This window comes from Micromonospora sp. WMMD729, assembly GCF_049315225.1.
GTDB lineage: Bacteria > Actinomycetota > Actinomycetes > Mycobacteriales > Micromonosporaceae > Micromonospora.
In genome coordinates this window covers 568,926-590,800 of the sequence record NZ_CP186059.1, presented here as the reverse complement: position 1 = coordinate 590,800, position 21,875 = coordinate 568,926, and the positions used below count along the sequence as shown (strand labels likewise).

The following is a 21,875-nucleotide window of genomic DNA, read 5'->3' as shown; positions in this document are numbered from 1 at the left end:
GGGTGGTGCCATGCGGCATGCGGAGGACTTCCTGGTCGAGGAGCACCTGCGGGACCTGGAGTCCCGGTTGCAGGGCCCGGCACGGTTGAAGTCCGAGCTGTTGACCGAGGCGCGTCACGACCTGCTGGACGCCGTCGACGCGTACCGCGAGCGGGGTGTGCCGCCCACCGAGGCGCAGCGCCGGGCGGTGGCCGAGTTCGGCGCGCCGGCGCAGGTGCTGCCCTCCTGGCAGGCGGAGTTGGCGGTGGCCGCGCTGCGCGGCCTCGCCCTGCGGATGCTGGCCGTGGCCGGGTTGGCGGTGGCGGCCGGTGATCTGACGTGGCGGGGGTCGAGTTGGAGCGCGGGCGGCTCGCAGCCGCCCGCGGCCTACCGGCTGCTGTCCGCCTCGGTCGACTGGATCTGGTCCGGCGGGCTGCTGCTGGCGGTGACCGGCCTGCTGGTGATCTGGGCGGGTGCGCGGTCGGCACGGCCGCAATTGGCGGTGGCGCAGCGGGCGGTGGGCATCGGCCTGACCGGCACCCTCCTGCTCGGCATGGTGGCCGGCGGCGCTCTCTTCGCCTGGTCGCTCGACCTGTGGGACGCGGCGCTGACCTGGCCTCCGATGATCATCGGGATGGTGGTGGCCGGCGCGGCGTACTTCTCGCTGACCCGCGCGGCGCGCGGTTGGGTACGGGCCACCGCCGGCTAGGTGTAGCCGCTCAGGCGGGGGCGCTGCCGGGGTCGAGGAACCGGCCGACCGTCGCCGAGAACTCCTGCCAGCCGGCCCGCTCCCCGGCCAGCGCGCGACGGCCCGAGTCGGTGAGCTGGTACGTCCGCCGCTCCCGGCCGTTGACGGTGCTCCAACTGCTCGCCACGTGCCCGGCCCGCTCCAGCCTGCGCAGCGCCGGATAGATGGTGCCGGTGGGCAGGTCGAGGCTGCCGGCGCTGCGGGTCCGGAGGGACTCGATGATGGCGTAGCCGTGCAGCGCGCCCTGTTCGAGGACGGCGAGCAGAAGGGCGTCGAGGTGACCGTGCAGCGACTGGGCCTTCATGTGTAGCTACGCTACTTGTCGGACGCTCGGTCCGCCACCGTCGCGCACCCGCAGGTGCGAGGCGTTCCCCGGCCCGCCACCGGGGTGCGGGCTCCGGGCTTCCCGAGTCGCCGACTAGGGTATGTGCCCAGAGTCACTCGCCGGTCGGAGACCCCGGTGGGTGGGCAACCCGAAGCACACGGAGGTCAGCGTGGCCCGCCAGTCGCCCCAACGGCCCGACGCCGACGAGCCCGAGCTCGACGACACCACCGGCCCGGCCGAGCCAGACGAGGCCGACGAGGCCCACGACACGCCCCGCGCGGCGGTCGACAGGTCGCTCTGGGAAGAGCTGCGGATCGACCCGGTGGAGATCGCGCTGCCCGCGGGCACCGGCTTCACCCTGCGCGCGTACCGGCCGGCCAGCTCGCTGACCCCGACCGACGTGACCGAGCGCGACCAGGACGACCCCTTCCTCGCCCGCCGCCAGGTCATCGAGGAGGAGGACGACGAGACCGTCGTCATCCTCGACGAGGAGCTGGCCGAGGAGTTCGCCGACGCCGACGAGGAGGAGAAGTCCTCGCGCCGTCGCCGCGACGCGGACGCGGACGCCGACGCGACCGAGGACGAAGACGAGGACGAGGACGCCACCGACGAGGCGGACGACGAGGAGGTGCCCGTCTTCCTCAGCCACCGGGGCAAGCTGCTGCTGTTCAAGACCCCCGAGTCGCTGGTCAGTTTCGTCCGTTCCGGCGCGCCCAACGATCTGTCCCAACTGGACAGCTGGAATGAATTGTCCGAACGGGTGGAGCCGGCCGACATCGTGCCGCTCGACGAGGACACCTACGAACTCGACCTCGTCGTGGAGAACCTGCGGGGCGGCCACGACACCTGGGATTCCACCCTGCTGATCGAGGCCGGCGAGGTCGCCCGCGACCTGTCGTACGCGTTGCGCCTGCCTGCGGTACTGGACATGCTCTCCGCCGGCTCCAGCCTCGACAACCTGGACGAGGCGCTGCGCGCCACGGTCAACGGTGGCATCGGCGCGTTCATGGGCCGGCGGCGGCTGAAGAAGATCGGGGCACAAACCGCGAGTTTGGGTTGGCGCACCATTGTCGGCAAGATCTCTGCGGTGGTGGACTGGCGCGACTGACCCGTACCGGGGAGCATCAGTTGCTGGCAGTAGGAAGACCTGTCCCGGGAGGAGGACGACGCCGTGGCGCTCGTGCGCGTGTACTGCGGTCTGGCCTCGGCGGATCCGGCTGACCGACCGGCCTCGGCCGGTTCGACGCTGACGTCCGCTGTGGTCGACGACGCAGGCCGTCTGCTGCATGTCTGCGAGATCGGCGACGACGCTGCTGGCTACGCCCAGCTCGTCGCGCTGCTCGTGGAGCGGTCGGGCGGGCCGAGCGGTGCGGCCATCGCCGCCGACAGCGACGACCACACGGTCACCTCGCTGTTGAGCGCGGCGGGTCGACCCCTGGCGATCGCCGACGACGACTCGGTGGACGACTTCGCCGAGCGCTTCGCCGACGACGACTCCCTGGAGGAGATGCAGTCACCCCCGGCCGAGCGCCGGGCCGTCGGCCTGGCCCGCGCGTTGCAGGCCGGCGCGCTCTCCGCCGTCACCCTGCCGGCACCCCGGGACCTCGCCGGCTACAAGCAGGTGCTCGCCGCGCACGCCGCCCTGGCCAGCGGCCGGCACTCCGCCGCCGTGGCGCTGCGCGAGGTGCTGCGGGAGCTGTACCCGGCGGCGTTGCGCGCGTACCCGGACCCGGCCGAACCGGTGTCGCTGGCCGTGCTGGACGCGCTGCCCGAGCCGGGCATGCTCGGCGGCACCATCGCCCGCGGCCGGGAGGTCTCCGTCGCCGCGGACGCCATCGCCGCACACCTCGCCGCCGACGGGGTCGCCGACGCCGAGGAGATCAACGAAGCGGTCACCGCACTGCGGGTCGCCATCTCGGAGACTCCCCGTCGCGCCGCCGTGAACCGGGCGCTCACCTCTGCCGTGGCCGAGACGGTCCGCCAGGCCGTCGCCTCCGTACGGGCCTGCGACGCGGGTTGCGAGGCGCTGGTCAGCGCGCTCAGCGCCCGCGTCAGCACCCCCGCGCCGGCCCCCGGCCGCCGGGCCGCCGCCCGACGCGGCGAGGCGGTCGGCGAACTGACCGGCCTCAGCGGCGCGAGCACCGGCACCGGCCTGCGCTCCGTCCGACCCAGCCCGACCCCCGCCGAGCCCACGCCCGTCGGCGGCCGACGCAGCAGGCCCGAGCCCGCGCCGGGCAGCGCCCCCCTGGCGTCGCCACGGCCACTCGGCCCGCCGCCGGTCGCGCCCGCTCCGGTCACCCCGCCACCGGTCGCGCCCGCGCCCATCGCACCGGCCGCCATGGCCGGTCCGCCGGTGTCCGCGCCGCCCGGCCGTGGCGAGCCGACCCCGAGCCGGATCGACGGCCCGACCAACCGGCCGGTCTCGTCGCCCCCGCCCCCGCCGCCGGGGATCACCCCGATCGCGCCGACCCAGCGGGGCGCGGTGCCGCCGGCCGAGGCGGGTGAGCCGTTCCGGCCGACGCTGACCACCGCAGCCATCAACAGCGCCCGGGCCGAGCGGCAGCGTACGGTCATCCCGCCCCGCCCGAAGACCAACGGCGAGCGGCAGGGCCAGCCGCAACGGCCGTCGGTCCAGGACCCGCCCACCGGCGGCTTCAGCGTCACCGACCTCAGCATCCCGGTGCCCGCTCCCCGACCGGAGCAGGAGTCCGCGCCGCCCGGGTCCCGGGCCAACTGGCCGCTGGTCAACAACCCGGAGGACCCGGCCGACAGCTCGCCGAACAACCCGGTCGCCTACCCGTACGGCGGCAACCGTGGCGTCGACGCGCCGACCGAGCCGGGTCGGGCCGACGGGCGGGTCACGCCGCCCTGGCTGGCCGACGACCTGCCCCAGGAACCGCCCATGCTGCGGCTGGTCGAACCGCCGCCGCTGGCCGACCGGGCGCTGCGGGAGGGGCTCAACCCGCCCACCGGCGAGTCCCGCCTGGACACTCCGCCGCTGCGGCTGGTCGACCGCGAGCAGGCCACCCGCAACGGCCGTACCGCTCCGCTCGTCGAGCGGGCCGCCGAGCACCGGCCGCCGCCCCCGGTCGAGCACCGGCCGCCGCCGGTCGCCGACGAGGGGGACGGTGACCTGCTGATCTTCGCGCAGGCCAAGTCCGCCTGGTTCGTCGGCCACGGCGACGACGAGTCCGACCTGGACTGGTCGACCACCGCCGACACCGGTTGGCAGGCCGCCGAGCAGGCCGCCCGCCCCGCGGTCGGCGCCGAGACCAACGCCGGTCTGCCGAAGCGCGTTCCGCAGGCCAATCTGGTCCCGGGCTCCCCGCTGCGCGAGGAGCGTCCACTGCGGATCGTGCGGGACGCGGCGAGCCTGGCGGAGAACACCACCGGCTACTTCCGTGGCTGGCGTCGCGGTCAGGAGATCGGCGGGTTCGCGGTGGGCGGCCGTCCGGGCCGCGAGGCCGCCGGCGGTTGGGACTTCAGCCGCGACCACGGAGACCGCGACGACGACCGCGAGTACGAGTACCGGTCGGCCGGCTACCAGTCCTGAGCGCCTCGGTAGCGTCCGTTCCTCCTTCCGCCCCCAGCCGTGTTCGGCTGGGGGCGGAAGTGCGTTCAGGGGCCAACTGAGCGGGCCGCGCCGTCACGGCGGCACTGCGGTGCCCTCGCGGCGGCACGGCGGCACGGCCTGCGGCGCAAAAAATCCTGGAAGGGCCTTCGAGGCCGTTCCAGGATTTTTGGTCGTGCGCGTGGCGGGGCAGCATCGTTCACCCGGTGGTGGCCGGAACCACCACCGGGTGCGGGAGCCTACCCGTCAGGCCGGGGCGACGGCGCGGGTACGCCGCATGGTGAGCACGTACTCGACGAGCGAGATCAGCACGTGCTTCGTCGACTCCCGGTTACGGGCGTCGCAGGCCACCACCGGCACGTCGCTCGAGATCGCCAAGGCGTCCCGGACGTCCTGCGGGTCGTGGTACTGCATCCCGTCGAAGCAGTTGATGGCCACCAGGTACGGCAGCCGCCGGTGCTCGAAGAAATCGATCGCCGCGAAGCAGTCGGCCAGCCGGCGGGTGTCCACCAGCACGACCGCACCGATCGCACCCCGCACCAGTTCGTCCCACATGAACCAGAATCGGGTCCGACCCGGCGTACCGAACAGGTACAGGATCAGGTCACGGTCGATCGAGATCCGGCCGAAGTCCATGGCCACCGTGGTCGTCGTCTTGCCCGGCACCTGCCGGGTGTCGTCGACGCCCACGCCGGCCGAGGTCATGATGGCCTCGGTGGTCAGCGGCGTGATCTCCGAGACCGAGCCGACCAGCGTCGTCTTACCGACGCCGAATCCACCGGCGATAACGATCTTCGCCGACGTCACGCGCCCACTCGGGGTCGGTGGGCGGTGCGACATGTCAGAGCCTGCGAAGTCCACTCAGCACCCTCTCCAGCAGTTCAGTGCCCACCGCGTCGTCGGAGTCGTCCAGGATGGTCGGCTCGTGGACCGCGACCAGGCCGTCCGTCGCCATGTCGGCGATGAGCACCCGGGCCACACCGAGCGGCAGCTGCATCCGCGCCGCGATCTCGGCGAGCGATTGCACGCGTCCGTCACACAGCGCGGCAATGTACTGGTGTTCGCGGCCCTGGCCACCGCTGCCATTGGCAGTGGCCCGGCCGCGCACCGTCGTCTCGACGAGCGCCTCCAGCGCGATATCGAGCCGGGGACGGGTTCGACCACGGGTCACGGCGTATGGACGGACCAACGCGCCGGTCGGTTCGTCACGATCGGCCATGTCGCCGCTCACCTCCTTCGCACCCCGTACCGGCTCCCACCGGTGGAACTCGTCGTTCTTGTCGTATCAGTTGCGCCGACCGCACGATCGGCGAGTCGTCAGCCCAGCATGCCCGCGGCCGCACGCGGCTGCGGAGTCAGGGCGTCGCCCACCCGGTCGACCAGTAGCGCCATCTCGTAGCCGACCTGCCCGACGTCGGAACTGCGGGCCGCCAGCACGGCGAAGGACGAACCATCCGAGATGGACATCAGGAACAGGAAGCCATTGTCCATCTCCACGACGGTCTGCAGCACCGCGCCTCCCTCGAAGCAGCGGGCCGCTCCCTGGGTCAGGCTGACCAGACCGGACGCGATCGCGGCGAGCTGGTCTGCCCGGTCCCGCGGCAGGTCCCGTGACGACGCGAGGAGCAGGCCGTCCGCCGAGACGGCGACCGCGTGTGCGACACCCGGCACCCGGTCGGCGAAGTTGGCCAGCAGCCAACCAAGATCCTGCGTAGTTGTCATCCTTCTTGCTCCTTCTGCCCGCTCCCGGCCGCTGGGCCTGAGCCAGACTGCGAGGATTGCTGCCCTCCCGGAGTCTCCTCCGGGCTGGTCGGGTTGTCCGAGGTGCTACGCCCTCGCTGCACGCCCCGGTGGTAGGCGGAGAGCAGGCCACGGACCGCCTCCGGGGAGCGCCGCTGGACCGAGGTGGCGGGCTTCTCCACCGCGCCCGGCACCAGCTGCGCCATCGGCTTGCGCTTGGGCAGGCCGGTCGTGGTGGTCTCGTTCACCGGCACCGCGGTGGCCGCTGCCGAGGCGGCACGCCAGCCGTCGTCGGCGGCGGTCTGCCAGCCGTTGCTCTGCGGTTGGGGCCGGCGGTTCGGTAGGGCCTCGGCGAGGTCGGGGCGTGCCCCACCGTTCGCTGTCGACCCGTTGTCCCGCGGCGCTCCTCCGGCCGTCGGAGTGTCTGCCATCGGTGTGTTACCTGTCGTTCCGGGTGGTGTCTTGACTGCCCGACCGGTGGCATCGACCGTGGCGAACTGCTGAGTCGCGTCGGCGCCGTTCGTCGCCGGTGCGGCGCCGGCCTCCTCCGGACCCGGACGGCGGGTACGGAACCAGGCGGACTCGAGCTCCCGGAAGATCGGCAGCTCCATGGTCTCGTCCGCGTACCGCTGGCGGTTCTGGGCCTGCGGCTGCTGCGGCGCCGGGCGGGGCGACGACGCTGCCGGAGCCGGCGTCGACGGTGCCGGCGACGCCTGCGGCGCGGGAGCCGGCGGCTGGGCCGCGACGCTCGGTTGGGCCGCGGTGGTCGGCTGGTCGCCGGGGCGCGGCACCCGGGGCAGCTCCGTCGTCATGTCCAGGGCGGCAGCGAGCCGCTCGGGCACCGGCGGGGTCTGCGGGTCCCGCTCGCCGCCGGGCACCGGCGGCCAGGCCGGCGGCGCCGGGGTGCTGGGCGCCGGGGCGGGCGGGGCGGACCGGGGGGTGAAGCCGCTGAACGACTGGCCGGTGGCCGGCGGCGCCGAGTACGGCTGACCGGAGGCCGGGGAGGCCGAGACGGGCGACGCGGACACCGGCGGACCGGCGTACGGCTGACCGGAGGCGGGCGCGGCGGACACCGGCGGGCTGCCGTACGGCGCGCCCGAGTAGGGCTGGCCGGAGTACGGCTGGCCGGACGCCGGCGAGGCCGAGACCGGGGCACCCGAGTAGGGCTGGGCGGAGACCGGCGGCGCCGAGTACGGCTGCGCCTCCGGGCTGCTGGGCAGCTGCCGGGGGATGCTCGGCTGCTGGCCGCCGTTCGGCTCGTCGCCGGCCCGACGCTGCGGCAGCGGGTCGATGGACTGCCCGTTGGACGTCCGGGGGGTGAACCCGTCGCCGCCGTTGACGCCGTTCGTCGCGCTCGCGCCCGTCAGGTCCGACCAGGCGGGCATCGAGCGGTACCCACCGGTGTTGGCGGGCGCGCCGGAACCGTTGCGCGACGCCGGGTCGAACGGCCGACCGCCGAGGGTGACCTGGTTGCCGGACTCGCCGGGGCGTGCCCCGTTGCCCAGCGCCGGCAGTGCGCCGAGGACCGGCGACGGCGCGGCGGACTGCGGTCCGGCGGCGGGCAGGGCCGGCGGCTGCTGGACCCGGCCGGAGAGCGCCCGGGGTACCAGCACCGAGGTGGGCAGGGTCACATCGGCGACCGTGCCACGGTCGGAGCCGGGTCGCAGCTCGACGCGTACGCCGTGCCGCGAGGCCAGGCGGGCGACCACGACCAGGCCCATCATCCGGGAGACGGCCACGTCCACCTGGGGCGGCGTCGCGAGCTTGTCGTTGAGCTCGTGCAGCTGCTCGCGGCTGATGCCGATGCCGCGGTCCTCGACGTAGAGCGAGGCGCGGTCGCCGACCCGGCGGGCCTCGACCATGACCTGCGAGTCCGGCGGGGAGAACGCGGTGGCGTTGTCGAACAGCTCGGCGACGAGGTGCACGAGGTCGTTGACCGCGTGCGCGGCGACCTCGATGTCCCGGTCGATGACACCGAACTCGATGCGGGTGTAGTGCTCGACCTCGGACTGCGCGGCGCGCAGCACGTCGATGAGCGCCGCCGGCTCACGCTGCACACGGGTGGAGTCGGCGCCCGCGAGCACGAGCAGGTTCTCGTCGTTGCGGCGCATCCGGGTGGCCAGGTGGTCGAGCTGGAACAGCTCGGCCAGCCGGTCCGGGTCCTCCTCGCCGCGCTCCAGCCGGTCGAGGTGCCCGATGAGGCGGTCGACCAGGATCTGCGAACGACGGGCCAGGTTGACGAACATGGTCGCGACGGAGGCGCGCAGCGCCGCCTGCTCGGCGGCCGTCCGGACGGCTTCCAGGTGGACGGCGTTGAACGCCTCGGTCACCTGACCGAACTCGTCCTTGCTGCGGACCGGCAGCGGCTCGGCGATCTGGTTGGCCAACTGCACCGGGGAGAGCTGCCCGACGACCTGCGGGTCACGCAGTCGGGCCACCGCCTGCGGCAGGCCGTACTGGGCGACGGAGAGAGCGCCCTGGCGCAGCTCGCGCAGCGACCGGGCCATCGAGCGGGCCACCAGGTACGCGAAGAGGATGGCCAGCAGCAGCATGCTCAGCAGCAGGCCGGTCTCCAGGAACACCTGGCGCTGGACGTCCGACCGGATGCTGTCGGCCTCGGCGACCACGTCACCGTCGAGCTTCGTCTCGACGGCGCGGATCAGCTTGGCGTTGGCCGTCATGGCCGACTCCCACTGGTCCGGGCCGAACGGGGCGCCGCGCATGTCACCGGTGGTGTTGCCGTCGATCCAGCCGATGTAGTTCTGCGCCTCGCGGCGGTCACCGCCGGCGACCGTCTGGTCGTGGAACTTCGCCTCGTCGGGGCTGGCCACCGCCTTGAAGCTCTGCAGCGCCTGCTGCTGGCCGGTGCCGCTGGCGATGTAGTCGGTGCGGAGCGCCGGGGTCAACCGTTGCCCGCCCTGCACGCCGAGCGCGCGGTGCACGACGACCCGGCGGAGCGAGAGGAATTCCTTCTCCCGGGCGACCGCCGCCGCGGCCCGCATCTTGTCGCTCAGCTCGTTGTTACCGGCGAGCTGGGTGGCGGAGTCGCGGATGGCGAGCAGGTCGTTGATCAGACCCTCGTACGCCTGGACGGCCTCGGCGAGCTTGAGCTTGCCGTTGAACACCTGGCTGCGGACGCCCGGCAGGTCCTTCAGGCTCTGGTCGATGCCGCCCAGCAGGCCCTCGAGGCTGCCCGGCAGGTCCTCCACGTCGCCCCGCTGCTGCCGGTACGGCGTCATCGTCTGGTCGACCCGGGTGTTCGCCCGGTTGTAGGCCTCCTGGTACTGCGCCTTCGGCTGGGTCCCGGTCGCCTGCAGCAGCAGGACGGCGGAGGTCCGCTCGTCCTGGAGCTTGTCGACCAGGTCACCCGAGTAGCTCGACAGATTGGCCAGGTCGCCGGCCCGGTTGGCATTGTTGAGCGTCTCCAGGTGGTCGACGAGACCACTGGTACCCACGACGACCGTGGCGATGGTCGGCACGATCATGATGAGACCGAGCTTGGACCAGATCGGCATGTCCCGGAGTCGGCTGGCCGGCCGGCGCAGCCGCGACAGGAAGGAGCCCGCCGTCTTTGGCCGTTTGCTCACGTCACCGCCCTCGCGATTACAGCTTGAACGCGTTGCCCCGGGCAACGCCCAGCGACCGACCCGGCGGGTCGGACCCCCGAGATTCCATCACGCCGCCCGGCAAGAAGAAAGCCCAGGTTGTCACCCGCCGAAGGTGTGATGAGATGTTGATGCGATTTGATAGCAGTCCGTCTGGCCGGAGTAACTGAAGGTAATGGATCATCCCCATCGTGTTGTCCTGCTCGCCGGCCCCTCAGGCTCCGGAAAGTCGTACATAGCGCAGCAAACTGGTCTGCCTGTGCTGTGCCTTGACGACTTCTACAAAGACGGCGATGACCCTACGTTGCCGCGACGAAACGGCCAGGTCGATTGGGAATCACCGCAGTCCTGGGACGCCTTGACGGCCGTCGAAACGATTGCGCAACTGGCCCGCGAGGGTCGAGCCGATGTGCCGGTTTATGCGATCGGCGCGGATCGACGGGTAGCCACCCGGCCATTTGATGTCGACGGATCGCCACTTTTCGTGGCCGAAGGGATTTTCGCCGCCGAGATCGTCGAGGAGTGCCGCCGGCGCGGACTGCTCGCCGGGGCGTACGCGCTGCGTCGACCGCGCGGGGCGACGTTCCTGCGCCGGTTGGCCCGGGACCTGTCCGAGCAGCGCAAGGCGCCCCGGGTGCTGGTCCGGCGCGGCGTGGCCCTGCTGCGGGCCGAGCCTGAGGTGCTACGCCGGCAGACCGGGTTGGGCGCCGAGGCGGCCCGGGCCCGGGAGGTGCTGCGCCGGGTGGCCGGCCTGCTCGCCGGCCACCACACCCACCACCGACCGGACCACCCGCACGGCTGACGCGGTTCAGGCCAGCAGCTTGGCGTACGCCGGCTTGATCACCTCGTCGATGATCCGCAGCCGCTCGTCGAACGGGATGAAGGCGCTCTTCATCGCGTTGATGGTGAACCACTGCAACTCACGCCAGCCGTAGCCGAAGGTCTCCACCAGCAGCGACATCTCCCGGGACATGGACGTGCCGCTCATCAGCCGGTTGTCGGTGTTGACGGTGGCCCGGAACCGCAGGTCCCGCAGCAGGCCGATCGGGTGCTCGGCGATCGAGGCCACCGCACCGGTCTGCACGTTCGACGACGGGCACAGCTCCAGCGGGATCCGCTTGTCCCGGACGTACGCGGCCAGCCGGCCGAGCGTGCCCTCCGGCCCGATGTCGTCCACGATCCGTACGCCGTGACCGAGCCGGTCCGCGCCGCACCACTGGATCGCCTGCCAGATGGACGGCAGCCCGAACGCCTCACCGGCGTGGATGGTGAAGTGGAAGTTCTCCCGCTGGAGGTATTCGAAGGCGTCCAGGTGGCGGGTGGGCGGGAAGCCCGCCTCGGCGCCGGCGATGTCGAACCCGACCACGCCGGCGTCCCGGTGCCGCACGGCCAGCTCGGCGATCTCCTGCGAGCGGGCCGCGTGCCGCATGGCGGTGAGCAACGTGCCCACCCGAATGGTCAGACCGGCCTCGACAGCCTGGGCGGTCCCCTCGGCGAACCCGGCCAGCACGGCCTCGACCACCTCGTCCAGGGTCAGGTCCCGCTCCAGGTGCTGCTCGGGAGCGAAGCGGACCTCGGCGTAGACGACGCCGTCGGCGGCCAGGTCCAGCGCGCACTCGCGGGCCACCCGACGCAGCGCCGGCCCGGTCTGCATGACCGCCACGGTGTGCGCGAACGTCTCCAGGTAGCGCTCCAGCGACCCCGAGTCGGCCGCCTCCACGAACCAACGGCCGAGCGCCTCCGGGTCGGTGGTGGGCAGCTCGTGTCCCACCTCCGCCGCGAGCTCGACGATCGTCGCCGGGCGGAGCCCACCGTCGAGATGATCGTGCAGCAGCGCCTTCGGGACCTTGACGATGTCCTCGTACCGGATAGTTGCGACCATGCTCAGACCCTAGTCAGCGGCCCTGGGCGGCCGGAGCGGGGCGGCTCGTTAGGCTGCCCGGTATGCGCGCATCAGACACGTTGGCGGCCTGACGTGGACCAGCGCATCCTCGACCGGCTGAGCTGCCCGGTCTGCGGCGAGCCGCTGGCCGAGACGACCGCCGGCACTGCCCGCGCGCTGCGCTGTCCGCGCCGGCACACCTTCGACGTCGCGCGTCAGGGCTACGTGAACCTGCTCACCGGTCGGTCACCGCACGCCGGAGACAGCGCCGAGATGGTCGCCGCACGCGCGGAATTCCAGGCCGCCGGCCACTACGACATCATCTCGGCCGCGCTCGCCGCCGCCAGCACGGAAGCGGTCGCGCGACTTCGCGCGACGCCCGCCGCACCCCCTCCCGCCGCCCCGCCGGAGACAGCCCCGCGACCGGGCGCGACGCCCCCCGCACCCCCTGCTGCCGCCCTTTGCTCTGCTTACACCGACGCAACACTTTCCGCACCGCAGTGCCGCGTGGAGGTAAGCAGAGCAAAGGACGCAACATCGGGGGTACGGGTCGGAGCGCCGATCGCGGACTCTGACGCGTACCCCCTGGTGGTGGACGTCGGCGCGGGCACGGGCCGCTACCTCGGCGCGGTGCTGGCGGCGCTGCCGGACGCCGTGGGTCTGGCCCTGGACGTCTCCAAGCCGGCGCTGCGGCGCGCGGCGCGGGCGCACCCCCGGGCGGCCGCGGCGCTGGCCGACACCTGGCAGCGGTTGCCGCTGGCCGACGGCGCGGCGGCCGTGCTGCTGAACGTCTTCGCGCCGCGCAACGGCCCGGAGTTCCACCGGGTGCTCGACCGCGACGGCACGCTGCTGGTGGTGACGCCGGCCGCCGAGCACCTCACCGAACTGGTGGACGCCCTGCGCCTGCTGCGGGTCGACCCGGACAAGGCCGACCGGGTGACCGCCACGCTGGGCGGTCACTTCGCGCCGATCGGCTCGACGGTGCACCGCGCGGAGCTGGCCCTGACCCGACCGGAGGTCGCCACGCTGGTCGGGATGGGTCCGAGCGCCTGGCACACCGAACCGGCCGTGCTCGCCGAACGGCTGGCCGCCCTGCCCGAGCCCGTCCGGGTGTCGGTGGCGGTCCGGCTGGACGCCTACCGACCCCGCTGACCTCAGGTGGAGAGGTCGACCTCTTCCCAGCCGGGCGGCTCGTCGTGGTACGGCCCGCGCAGGATCACCGCCCACTCCAGGGCCCAGCGCCGCTGCCCGATCGCGTTGGCGTCGACCAGGCCCGGCAGCGGGCGGCCCATCCGCTCGGACTCCAGGTACGCCCAGTCCAGGCAGTAGTGCAGGTCGAGCAGGGCGGCCGCGTCGGCGGGGTGCTGCGGCGCGGCGAGGATGCGGGACTGCCAGTTGCCGAAGGTCTCCCCCTCGGCGATGTGCGGCAGCCGCTCGACCAGCCGCTCGTCCACCGACAGGGTCGGGTCGAGCTGCTTGCTCAACCCCAGCACCCAGGTGAGCGCGAAGAGCGCGTCGTGGTGCAGCACGAACGAGCGGTGGTCGCCCTTGCCGCCCATCACGAACTGCCACTCCGGCGGAGTGACCATCTCGACCAGGTGCGAGCCGAGCAGCCAGCTCATCGCCGCCTGCGGAGGCATCCCGAAGCAGCGGGCCAGGATGAGGTGCAGCACGGCGATGCGCGCCTCGATCTCGGCCCGGGGGCGCAGCTCGATCTCGTCGCCCGGCTCCCACACGAGCGGGAACTGGGCGGGCGGCAGCGGCAGGTCGAGCCGGGACAACTCGTCCAGGCTCGCCTCACGCACCTCGCGGGGGTCGGGGGCAGGTACGGTCACGGGGCAACTTCCTGTCTGCACGCGACGCCTTTGGCCTGCGACAATAGCGCTCCCAGGGGACCGGCACCACGCCACCCCGACCCCTGTTCGGTCAGCCGATCCGCTCGATGACCAGGGGCGTGCCGGCCGGCGCGGTCGGTGCAATCTGCACCGCGCGAGTTGCCTCCGCCAGAGCCGCCGGAATTCGCGCCGGGTCCTCGGCGCGGAGCTCGAAAAGCGGGTCGCCCGCCCGCACCGCGTCACCCGGCCGCTTGTGCAACACCACCCCGGCCGGCACGCTGACCGGGTCCTCCTTGCGGGCCCGGCCCGCGCCGAGCCGCCAGGCCGCAACCCCCATGTCGTACGCGTCGACGGCCGCCACGTATCCGTCCCGATCGGCCCGGACCACCTCGACCTCGCCGGCGGTCGGCATCGGCGCGTCCGGGTCGCCGCCCTGCGCCCGGATCATCGCCCGCCACGAATCCATCGCCCGGCCGTCGCGCAGGGCGGCCTCCGGGTCGGCGTCCGGCAGGCCGGCGGCGTCGAGCATCTCCCGGGCCAGCGCGAGGGTCAGCTCCACCACGTCGGCGGGCCCACCCCCGGCCAGCACCTCGACCGACTCGGTCACCTCGACGGCGTTGCCGATGGCCAGGCCGAGCGGGGTCGACATGTCGGTGAGCAGGGCGACCGTGCGTACGCCGTGCGCGCCACCCAGCTCCACCATGGTGCGGGCCAGCTCGCGGGCCTGGTCGACGGACTTCATGAAGGCGCCCGAGCCGACCTTGACGTCGAGGACCAACGCCCCGGTGCCTTCGGCGATCTTCTTGCTCATGATCGAGCTGGCGATCAACGGGATCGCCTCGACGGTGCCGGTCACGTCGCGCAGCGCGTACAGCTTGCGGTCGGCGGGGGCGAGTCCCGCACCGGCCGCGCAGATCACCGCGCCGACCTCGCCGAGCTGGCTGATGAACTCGTCGTTGGTCAGCGCCGCCCGCCAGCCCGGGATGGACTCCAGCTTGTCCAGCGTGCCGCCGGTGTGCCCGAGACCGCGCCCGCTGAGCTGCGGAACGGCGGCGCCGCAGGCGGCGACCAACGGAGTGAGCGGCAGCGTGATCTTGTCACCGACGCCACCGGTCGAGTGCTTGTCGACGGTGGGACGCCGTACCGCCGAGAGGTCGAGTCGCTCACCGCTGGCGATCATCGCGGCGGTCCACCGGGCAATCTCCGGGCCGGTCATGCCATTGAGCAGGATGGCCATGGCCAGCGCAGACATCTGCTCGTCGGCGACGACCCCCCGGGTGTACGCGTCCATCACCCAGTCGATCTGCGCGTCCGACAGCACCCCCCCGTCCCGCTTAACACGAATAACATCAACAGCCGCAAAACCACTACTCATCAGAAAGATCTTCCTAGTTCTCTGGGGGTACCGACCCACGGCCGGCGACCAGGTCGGGATTGGGCCGACCGTGCCCGGCGGAGGGATCAAGCCTGACCGCCCGGAGCCGGGCACGGTCGGCCCAATCCCCCAACCTCAAGCAGCAGACCACCGAACCGGGATCTCCAGAGGCGGCTCCCCCTCGCCCGCCCAGAAGATCGTGCCGGTCTCGTCCACCACGACGACCCGGGGCGTCCGGGCCATTCCCCAGGTGATCGCCTCGGCTGGGTCGTCCCAGCTGGGTGCCTCCTCCAGCACACCGGTCTCGGCGCCCGCGTCGTCCCCGGCCGAGCGCTCCCAGTACGCCGTCCAGACCTGCTGTCCGGCGGACAGGTCCGGGTGCACGAAGACGGTGCCGCGGCCCCGCCAGGCGGCCAGCCGCTCCGGGACGACCGGTACCGGCGTCTCACCGGTGACCGCCTCCAGATCCTCCACGCCGAAGGCGTGCGGCAGCAGCTCGGCCATCCGAAGCGGGCGGGTCTTCGACTCGATCAGGCACTCCGGACCGCCGTGCTCCCACAGCAGTTGCCGGCACCGGCCGCACGGCATCAGCGGCTCACCGGTGGCGTCGACGCAGGAGAGCGCGACGAGTCGACCGCCACCGGTGGCGTGCAGGCTGGACACCACCCCGCACTCGGCGCAGAGCGTCACCCCGTACGCGGCGTTCTCCACGTTGCAGCCGACGACCACGCGACCGTCGTCGACAAGCGCGGCGGCGCCGACGGGAAAGGTCGAGTACGGCGCGTACGCGTGCCGCATCGCCTCGGTGGCGGCAGCGCGCAGCCGCGCCCAGTCAATGTCGGTCATGCCGCCATTCTGCCCAAGCGGCCCAGGTCAGGCGCGGGCAGGGCGGGGTCCCCGACCTCGGCTAGCCACGGCCAGGAGGGGTGCACGGTGATCACACTGCCGCGTTGCCACTGCGTTGGGCGGAGCGGCTGCTCGTCAACCGGCCCCACCTCGCCGATCATGGAGTCGTGGTGGGCAGCAAAACGCCCACAAGTCGCCAATCCGGGCACCACAATCCGATGATCGCCGCGCCCACACTGCCCCCGCTCCGCGATCTTGCAGTTTCTGTCCCACCATAAGGCGCATTCCACTCATATAACCAACAGAAAGTGCAAGATCGGCGTGATCTGGGGCATTACCGATCTTCGACGATCGGCCTCCGGCCCGGCAGGAGAGTCCTGCCGGGCACGCCTGCTGCTGTCAGCCCTTGATGTACGGCTTGCCGTCCGCCGCCGGCGCCCGGACCCGGCCGACCAGACCGGCCACCGCCAGAATGGTCGCCAGGTACGGCAGCATGGCCAGGAACTGGCTGGGGATCGAGCTGTTGATCGCGCTCAGGTAGGTGGCGAGCTGGTCCGCGAAGCCGAAGAAGAGCGCGGCGAGCAGCGCCCCCGTCGGGTTCCACCTGCCGAAGATCAGCGCGGCCAGCGCGATGAAGCCCTTACCGCCGATCATGTTCTTGGTGAACGAGTAGAGCGCCAGCGTGTAGGAGGCGCCACCGATACCCGCGACCACCCCGGCCAGCAGCACGTTGCGGTACCGCACCCGCAGCACCTTGACGCCGAGCGTGTCGGCGGCGATCGGGTGCTCGCCCACCGATCGGGTCCGCAGGCCCCACCGGGTCCGGAACAGCCCGATGTGGATCACCAGCACCAGCAGCAGGCCGAGGTAGAGGAAGATGTTGCCCCGGAACAGCGCCGGCCCGAGCACCGGAATGTCCTTGAGCAGCGGGATCTCCCAGTTGCTGAAGCGCGGGGCGCTGTTGTACTTCTCCGCGTCGGTCTGCATCAGCCGCTCGTAGAGGAAGCCGGTGACACCGACCGCGAGCAGGTTCAGCACGATGCCCATGACCGTCTGGTCGACCAGGTAGCGGATCGAGAAGACGGCCAGCAGCAGCGAGATGAACGCGCCACCGATGGCGGCGGCGACCAGGCCCACCCAGACGCTGCCGAAGATACTGCCGAAGAGCGCGCCGCTGAACGCGCCCATCAGCAGCTGACCCTCGATGGCCACGTTGACCACGCCGGACCGCTCGCAGAGCACCCCGGCGAGCGCGCCGAAGATCAGCGGCAGGGCCAGGATGAACGTGCCCCGGATGATGTTGACCAGCGGCATGAAGTTCTGCCCGGTCGGCGCGGCGGAGACCTGCCAGCACAGGAAGGAGAGCACGAAGCCGACCAGCCCGACGCCGAGCACCGGCAGGAACCACCGCTTCGGCACACCGGCCAGCAGCGCCACCCCGGCGGCGAGCGTGATGACCCCGAACAGGATCGCGCCGATCGTGCCGTTGATCTCCAACGCGGCCCCGGCCGCGTCGTCGCTGAGCGTGAACCGGGCCTGTTGGTCGGTCGCCAGGGCCCCGAACAGCACCGCCGCCAGCAGGCCGAGCACCGTCAGCGTGAGGCCGACCTTGCGGCTACGGGTCCAGAATCCCTCATCGACTCCGACGGCGACGTCGGGGACAGCCATGGTGGACATGCGTTACCAGCCCTTCGCCAGGCTCGTCTGCAACCGGGCGGCCCGTGCGGCCCGGAGCTGGAAGATCGCCTTCACCAGAGCCGGCGCGGCGATGAAGATGACGATCAGCGCCTGGAGCACCGTGACCAACTCCAGAGAGATACCGGAGTACGACTGCATCCGGTTACCTCCCGCCTGGAGCGCACCGAACAGCAGCGCGGCCAGCAGCACGCCCCACGGCTTCAGGCGGCCGAGCAGCGCCACCAGAATTCCGTCGAAGCCGATCTGCGCGACCACCAGCGGGGTCAACGCGCTGGCGGTCGAGCCGAGCACCATGTTCGAGCCGCCCAGGCCGGCCAGCACCCCGGCGATCACCATGATCAGGACGAACGTCCGGGTGACGCTGATGCCGGCGGTACGGGCGGCGTCCGGGTTGTGGCCCACGGCCCGCAGCTCGAAGCCGAGCGTGGAGCGGTTGAGCAGCCACGCCACCGCCCAGGTGGCGAGCACGGCCAGCAGGATGCCGGCGTGCACCCGCAGGTTGTCGCCGAGCAGGCGCGGCAGCTGCGCGGAGGTGTCGACCGCCTTGCTGATCGCGTCGGTCCGGGTCGGGTCCTGCACGCCGTTCTGCACGATCAGCCAGGTCAGGAAGTACGTGGCGACGTAGTTGAGCATGATCGTGATGATCACCTCGTGGGCGCCGGTCCGCGCCTTCAGGATGCCCGGGATGAAGCCCCAGATCGCCCCGCCCAGCGCGCCGGCGAGCACCGCCACCAGCAGGTGCAGACCGGGCGGCAGCGGCAGCAGGAAGCCGGCCAGCGCGGCGAGGATCACGCCCACGGTGGCCTGGCCCTGCGCGCCGATGTTGAACAGGCCGCCCCGGAAGGCCAGCGCCACCGCCAGGCCGGTGAAGACCAGCGGCGCGGCGTACGTCAGCGTCTCGGAGATCGGCGCGAGCACGGCCTGCCAGCCGTTGCTGCCGTCCAGCCACCCGGAGAACGCCTCCGGGTCGAAGATCGAACCCTTGAACAGGTTCGCGTACGCCTCGCTCACGAGTGTCCAACTCGACCTGAACGCGTCCGACGGGCGGGCGGTGATGTATGAGTAGGTGTGCAGGACGTCCGGGTCGGAGACGATCATCAGCACCGCGCCGACGACGATCGCCAGCACCAGCGACAGCAGGGTCACCGTGAAGGTGTTGGCCGCCCAGAGATTGTCCAGGAAGAGCCGGCCCAGGGACGGCTTCGGCTCCGGCGTCTTCTCCGTGGTGGTCGTGTCGGCCCGTTCGGTGTTGCCGAGGGCGTTCTGCGCCGCCTGCGCCTCGCTCGCCGGTTCCTTGTCCGGGGAGCCCGACTGCGGGTTGGGGTTGGTGGTCATGCCTCGTCCTCGCTCGCGGAACCGTCGGCGCTCGCCGGGCCCCCGTCGGTCACCGTGCCGTCGACCGGGCGGGTCTCGCCAGCGGCGGTCGCCGGGCCGGTCTCGGCGGCGGCGCCCGGGCTGACGCCGGCCATCAGCAGACCGATCTCCTCGCGCGGGGTGTCCGGGTCGACGATGCCGATGATCCGCCCGCGGTACATGACCGCGATCCGGTCGGCCAGCCCGACCACCTCGTCAAGCTCGCTGGAGACCACCATGACGGCGGTGCCGATGTCCCGCTCGTGGATGATCTGGCTGTGGATGAACTCGATCGACCCGACGTCCACGCCACGGGTGGGCTGGGCGGCGATGAAGAGCTTCAGCGGCCGGGACAGCTCCCGCGCCACGATCACCTTCTGCTGGTTGCCGCCGGAGAGGGTGCCGACCGCCGCCTCCGCCGATGAGGTGCGCACGTCGAACTGCTCGATCCGCTCCTTGGCCGAGGACGCGATGGCGTCGGGCTTGAGCGCGAGCCCGGCACCGAACGGCGGCCGGTCGTAGATGTCCAGCACCAGGTTCTCGGCGACGCTGAACTCCTTGACCAGGCCGTCCACGCTGCGGTCCTCGGGCACGTAGCCGACTCCGGCGCGGAGCACCTTCTTGGTCGCCCAGCCGTCGATCCGGTCACCGGCCAGGCTGACCGTGCCGGCGAGCACCGGGCGCAGGCCCATGATCGCCTCGATCAGCTCGGTCTGGCCGTTGCCCTGCACGCCCGCCACGCCGAGCACCTCACCCGCGCGTACGGTCAGGTCCACCCCGTCGACCGCCCGGACCTGCCGGTCGTCGTCGACGACCAACCCGGCCACCTCCAGCACCGGCTCGCCCGGCGTGGCCGGCGACTTCTCGACGGTGAGTCGCACGCTGCGGCCGACCATCAGCGCGGCCAGCTCGTCCCGGCTGGTCTCCGGTGTGGCCGTGCCGACCGTCTTACCGCGCCGGATCACCGTGATCCGGTCGGCGATGGCCTTGACCTCACCCAGCTTGTGGGTGATGAAGACGATCGACTTGCCGGCCGCCTTCAGCGACCGCATGACCGTCAACAGCTCCTCGGTCTCCTGCGGGGTGAGCACCGCGGTCGGCTCGTCCAGGATGAGCAGGTCGACGTCGCGGGTGAGCGCCTTGACGATCTCCACCCGCTGCTGGATGCCGACCGGCAGGTCCTCGATCACCGCGTCCGGGTCGACCCGCAGGTTGTAGCGCTCGGACACCTCGGTGACCTCGCGTCGGGCCCGCCGCCGGTCCAGGAAACCGGCGATGCCGCCCCGGACCTGTTCCGCGCCGAGCATGATGTTCTCGGCGACGGTGAACACCGGCACCAGCATGAAGTGTTGGTGCACCATGCCGATCCCGGCCGCGATCGCGTCGGACGGCCCCTTCAGCTTCAGCGGCGTGCCGTCGACCAGGATCTCGCCCTCGTCGGGCTGGTAGAGCCCGTAGAGCACGTTCATCAGGGTCGACTTGCCCGCGCCGTTCTCGCCGAGCAGGGCGTGGATCTCTCCAGGCTCCACCGTCAGATCGATGTGGTCGTTGGCGACCAGATCACCGAACCGCTTGGTGATGCCGCGCAGTTCGAGTCTCAGCGCAACCTCCTGGAGTGCGAGCGATGGTGCAGCCTAGCTGCCGTCGAGCGGACCGGAGCGGCCTGGCCGACGCGGTGCGCGATCGGCCGCTCCGACCCCACGGTCACCCGCAGGGCCGAAGCGGCCGATCGGTCGTACCTGTGCCCCGCAGACCTTCCGATGATCTCACCGGAGAGGTCCGCCGGACGTCACTTGGTCGGCTGAGCCTTCGAGGTGACGGTGATGGTGCCGGCGGCGATGTCCGCCTTGATCTTGTCGACCTCGGACTTCAGCTCGGCCGGAACCTTGCCGTCGAAGTCGTGGTACGGGGCGATCGAGACACCGGTGTTGGCCAGGGTGCCGACGAAGCCCGGGTTGGCCTGGAGCTTCTCACCACCGGCCGCCTTGACGACGGCCTCCTTGACGGCCTCCGGGATGTTCTTCACCACGGTGGTGATGATCGCGGCGCAGTCCGGGGTGCTCTCGCAGCCGTCGACGTCCACCCAGATGGTGTTGTACTTGCCGCCCGACGCCTTGGCCGCCGCGGTGGTGCCGAGGCCCGAGCCACCGGCGACCGGCATGATGATGTCCGCACCCTGGGCGACCAGCGCGTCGGAGACCTTCTTGCCCTCGTCCTGCTTGGCGAAGTCGTTGGTGAAGGAGCCCTTCTGGGTCTCCTTGTTCCAGCCGAGCGCCTGGACGTTCTTGTTCTTGGTCTTGTTGTAGTACGCCACGCCGTCGACGAAGCCGTCCATGAAGATCGTCACCGGCGGGATCGGCAGACCACCGTAGGTGCCCACCTTGCCGGACTTGCTCATCCCGGCGGCGAGGTAGCCGGCCTGGAAGGCGGCCTGGGCGGTGTCGAACTGCATCGGGTAGACGTTGGCGTCACCCGGGTTGGCGTCGACGATGCCGAACACCTGGTTCGGGTTCGCCTTGGCGATCTTCGAGGTGGCGTTCTGCATCAGGCCGCCGACGGCCAGGATGAAGTCGCACTTCTGGTTGACGAACTGCGTCAGGTTGGGCTCGTAGTCGGCCTCGGCCTTCGACGCGACGTACTTGATGTCGATGTTGTCGTTGGCGGCCTTGGCCTCCTGGAGACCCTTCCAGGCCGAGGTGTTGAACGACTTGTCGTCGATGCCGCCGACGTCGGTCACCATGCAGGCGCTGTACTTCTTGGCGCCACTGCCGGCGTTCTTGTCATCATCGGGGGCCTCGCCACACGCGGCGGCGCTGAGCGCGAGCCCACCCACCGCGAGGATCGAAGCGATCCGCATCCCACGCACCGAGCGCAAGACGTCTCCTTCCCATTGCACACCGCGCCTAGTGCGGTGGCAG

18 protein-coding genes are annotated in these 21,875 nt (G+C 71.8%); 5 read left to right on the top strand and 13 right to left on the bottom strand.

Annotated elements, in window-relative coordinates:
- The first annotated feature begins 10 nt into the window (after window positions 1-10).
- A complete protein-coding gene (locus ACN263_RS02755) occupies window positions 11-688 on the top strand; it encodes a permease prefix domain 1-containing protein (protein WP_422738255.1) in 678 nt (225 codons plus the stop codon).
- Between the two features lie 10 nt (window positions 689-698).
- Here ACN263_RS02755 and ACN263_RS02750 read toward each other — a convergent pair whose 3' ends face one another.
- Window positions 699-1,031 (bottom strand): PadR family transcriptional regulator, encoded by a 333-nt coding sequence (locus ACN263_RS02750; RefSeq protein ID WP_422738254.1) that lies wholly within the window; start codon window positions 1,029-1,031, stop codon window positions 699-701.
- A gap of 160 nt (window positions 1,032-1,191) precedes the next feature.
- Between ACN263_RS02750 and ACN263_RS02745 the strand changes: the two genes are divergently transcribed.
- Both ACN263_RS02745 and ACN263_RS02740 read left to right on the top strand, forming a co-directional pair.
- Entirely contained in the window at window positions 1,192-2,160 is a 969-nt protein-coding gene (locus tag ACN263_RS02745; RefSeq protein WP_422738253.1) for a DNA primase, read from the top strand.
- Window positions 2,161-2,199: 39 nt separating this feature from the next.
- Window positions 2,200-4,605 carry a transposase gene (locus tag ACN263_RS02740; protein ID WP_422740575.1) on the top strand — a complete coding sequence of 802 codons (2,406 nt, stop codon included), beginning with the start codon at window positions 2,200-2,202 and terminating at the stop codon, window positions 4,603-4,605.
- 264 nt (window positions 4,606-4,869) lie between these two features.
- Here ACN263_RS02740 and ACN263_RS02735 read toward each other — a convergent pair whose 3' ends face one another.
- From ACN263_RS02735 to ACN263_RS02720, 4 genes are all read right to left on the bottom strand, one after another.
- A complete protein-coding gene (locus ACN263_RS02735; RefSeq protein ID WP_422738252.1) occupies window positions 4,870-5,463 on the bottom strand; it encodes a GTP-binding protein in 594 nt (197 codons plus the stop codon).
- Window position 5,464: 1 nt separating this feature from the next.
- A complete protein-coding gene (locus tag ACN263_RS02730) occupies window positions 5,465-5,842 on the bottom strand; it encodes a DUF742 domain-containing protein (RefSeq protein WP_357130437.1) in 378 nt (125 codons plus the stop codon).
- 98 nt (window positions 5,843-5,940) lie between these two features.
- The gene (locus tag ACN263_RS02725) at window positions 5,941-6,345 is read right to left on the bottom strand and encodes a roadblock/LC7 domain-containing protein (protein WP_007455462.1); all 405 of its coding nucleotides are present in this window, start codon (window positions 6,343-6,345) and stop codon (window positions 5,941-5,943) included.
- A complete protein-coding gene (locus ACN263_RS02720; RefSeq protein ID WP_422738251.1) occupies window positions 6,342-9,950 on the bottom strand; it encodes a nitrate- and nitrite sensing domain-containing protein in 3,609 nt (1,202 codons plus the stop codon). The genes ACN263_RS02725 and ACN263_RS02720 overlap by 4 nt, the downstream gene beginning before the upstream one ends.
- 502 nt (window positions 9,951-10,452) lie before the next feature.
- On the opposite strand from ACN263_RS02720, the gene ACN263_RS02715 reads away from it, so the two are divergent.
- Window positions 10,453-10,770, top strand: a complete 318-nt coding sequence (locus ACN263_RS02715) for a hypothetical protein (protein WP_422738250.1) — start codon at window positions 10,453-10,455, stop codon at window positions 10,768-10,770.
- Between the two features lie 6 nt (window positions 10,771-10,776).
- On the opposite strand, the gene ACN263_RS02710 is transcribed toward ACN263_RS02715, so the two are convergent.
- Window positions 10,777-11,850 carry an adenosine deaminase gene (locus tag ACN263_RS02710; protein WP_422738249.1) on the bottom strand — a complete coding sequence of 358 codons (1,074 nt, stop codon included), beginning with the start codon at window positions 11,848-11,850 and terminating at the stop codon, window positions 10,777-10,779.
- 93 nt (window positions 11,851-11,943) lie between these two features.
- Here ACN263_RS02710 and ACN263_RS02705 point away from each other — a divergent pair, with 93 nt between their 5' ends.
- Window positions 11,944-13,002, top strand: coding sequence for a putative RNA methyltransferase (locus ACN263_RS02705; RefSeq protein WP_422738248.1), 1,059 nt, complete (start codon window positions 11,944-11,946; stop codon window positions 13,000-13,002).
- 2 nt (window positions 13,003-13,004) lie between these two features.
- On the opposite strand, the gene ACN263_RS02700 is transcribed toward ACN263_RS02705, so the two are convergent.
- The 7 genes from ACN263_RS02700 to ACN263_RS02670 form a co-directional block, all read right to left on the bottom strand.
- Window positions 13,005-13,685, bottom strand: coding sequence for a DUF4272 domain-containing protein (locus ACN263_RS02700; protein ID WP_422738247.1), 681 nt, complete (start codon window positions 13,683-13,685; stop codon window positions 13,005-13,007).
- A 91-nt stretch (window positions 13,686-13,776) separates the two neighbouring features.
- Complete coding sequence (locus tag ACN263_RS02695; RefSeq protein WP_422738246.1) at window positions 13,777-15,060, bottom strand: thymidine phosphorylase; 1,284 nt, start codon at window positions 15,058-15,060, stop codon at window positions 13,777-13,779.
- Window positions 15,061-15,195: 135 nt separating this feature from the next.
- On the bottom strand, window positions 15,196-15,906 hold the full coding sequence (locus ACN263_RS02690; RefSeq protein WP_422738245.1) for a cytidine deaminase: 711 nt from the start codon (window positions 15,904-15,906) through the stop codon (window positions 15,196-15,198).
- 399 nt (window positions 15,907-16,305) lie between these two features.
- Window positions 16,306-17,583 (bottom strand): ABC transporter permease, encoded by a 1,278-nt coding sequence (locus ACN263_RS02685; RefSeq protein WP_422738244.1) that lies wholly within the window; start codon window positions 17,581-17,583, stop codon window positions 16,306-16,308.
- Between the two features lie 3 nt (window positions 17,584-17,586).
- Window positions 17,587-18,939, bottom strand: coding sequence for an ABC transporter permease (locus ACN263_RS02680; RefSeq protein WP_422738243.1), 1,353 nt, complete (start codon window positions 18,937-18,939; stop codon window positions 17,587-17,589).
- Window positions 18,936-20,498 carry an ABC transporter ATP-binding protein gene (locus tag ACN263_RS02675; protein WP_422740574.1) on the bottom strand — a complete coding sequence of 521 codons (1,563 nt, stop codon included), beginning with the start codon at window positions 20,496-20,498 and terminating at the stop codon, window positions 18,936-18,938. The genes ACN263_RS02680 and ACN263_RS02675 overlap by 4 nt, the downstream gene beginning before the upstream one ends.
- Before the next feature lie 248 nt (window positions 20,499-20,746).
- The gene (locus tag ACN263_RS02670) at window positions 20,747-21,814 is read right to left on the bottom strand and encodes a BMP family lipoprotein (RefSeq protein WP_422740572.1); all 1,068 of its coding nucleotides are present in this window, start codon (window positions 21,812-21,814) and stop codon (window positions 20,747-20,749) included.
- Window positions 21,815-21,875: the final 61 nt, after the last annotated feature.

What these genes read in the sequence shown, in the direction of transcription:
- ACN263_RS02685 (WP_422738244.1), bottom strand. Translation starts at nt 17,583, where the DNA reads ATGTCCACCATGGCTGTCCCCGACGTCGCCGTCGGAGTCGATGAGGGA.
- ACN263_RS02725 (WP_007455462.1), bottom strand. Translation starts at nt 6,345, where the DNA reads ATGACAACTACGCAGGATCTTGGTTGGCTGCTGGCCAACTTCGCCGAC.
- ACN263_RS02670 (WP_422740572.1), bottom strand. Translation starts at nt 21,814, where the DNA reads ATGCGGATCGCTTCGATCCTCGCGGTGGGTGGGCTCGCGCTCAGCGCC.
- ACN263_RS02730 (WP_357130437.1), bottom strand. Translation starts at nt 5,842, where the DNA reads ATGGCCGATCGTGACGAACCGACCGGCGCGTTGGTCCGTCCATACGCC.
- ACN263_RS02680 (WP_422738243.1), bottom strand. Translation starts at nt 18,939, where the DNA reads ATGACCACCAACCCCAACCCGCAGTCGGGCTCCCCGGACAAGGAACCG.
- ACN263_RS02735 (WP_422738252.1), bottom strand. Translation starts at nt 5,463, where the DNA reads ATGTCGCACCGCCCACCGACCCCGAGTGGGCGCGTGACGTCGGCGAAG.
- ACN263_RS02695 (WP_422738246.1), bottom strand. Translation starts at nt 15,060, where the DNA reads ATGAGTAGTGGTTTTGCGGCTGTTGATGTTATTCGTGTTAAGCGGGAC.
- ACN263_RS02690 (WP_422738245.1), bottom strand. Translation starts at nt 15,906, where the DNA reads ATGACCGACATTGACTGGGCGCGGCTGCGCGCTGCCGCCACCGAGGCG.
- ACN263_RS02750 (WP_422738254.1), bottom strand. Translation starts at nt 1,031, where the DNA reads ATGAAGGCCCAGTCGCTGCACGGTCACCTCGACGCCCTTCTGCTCGCC.
- ACN263_RS02710 (WP_422738249.1), bottom strand. Translation starts at nt 11,850, where the DNA reads ATGGTCGCAACTATCCGGTACGAGGACATCGTCAAGGTCCCGAAGGCG.
- ACN263_RS02755 (WP_422738255.1), top strand. Translation starts at nt 11, where the DNA reads ATGCGGCATGCGGAGGACTTCCTGGTCGAGGAGCACCTGCGGGACCTG.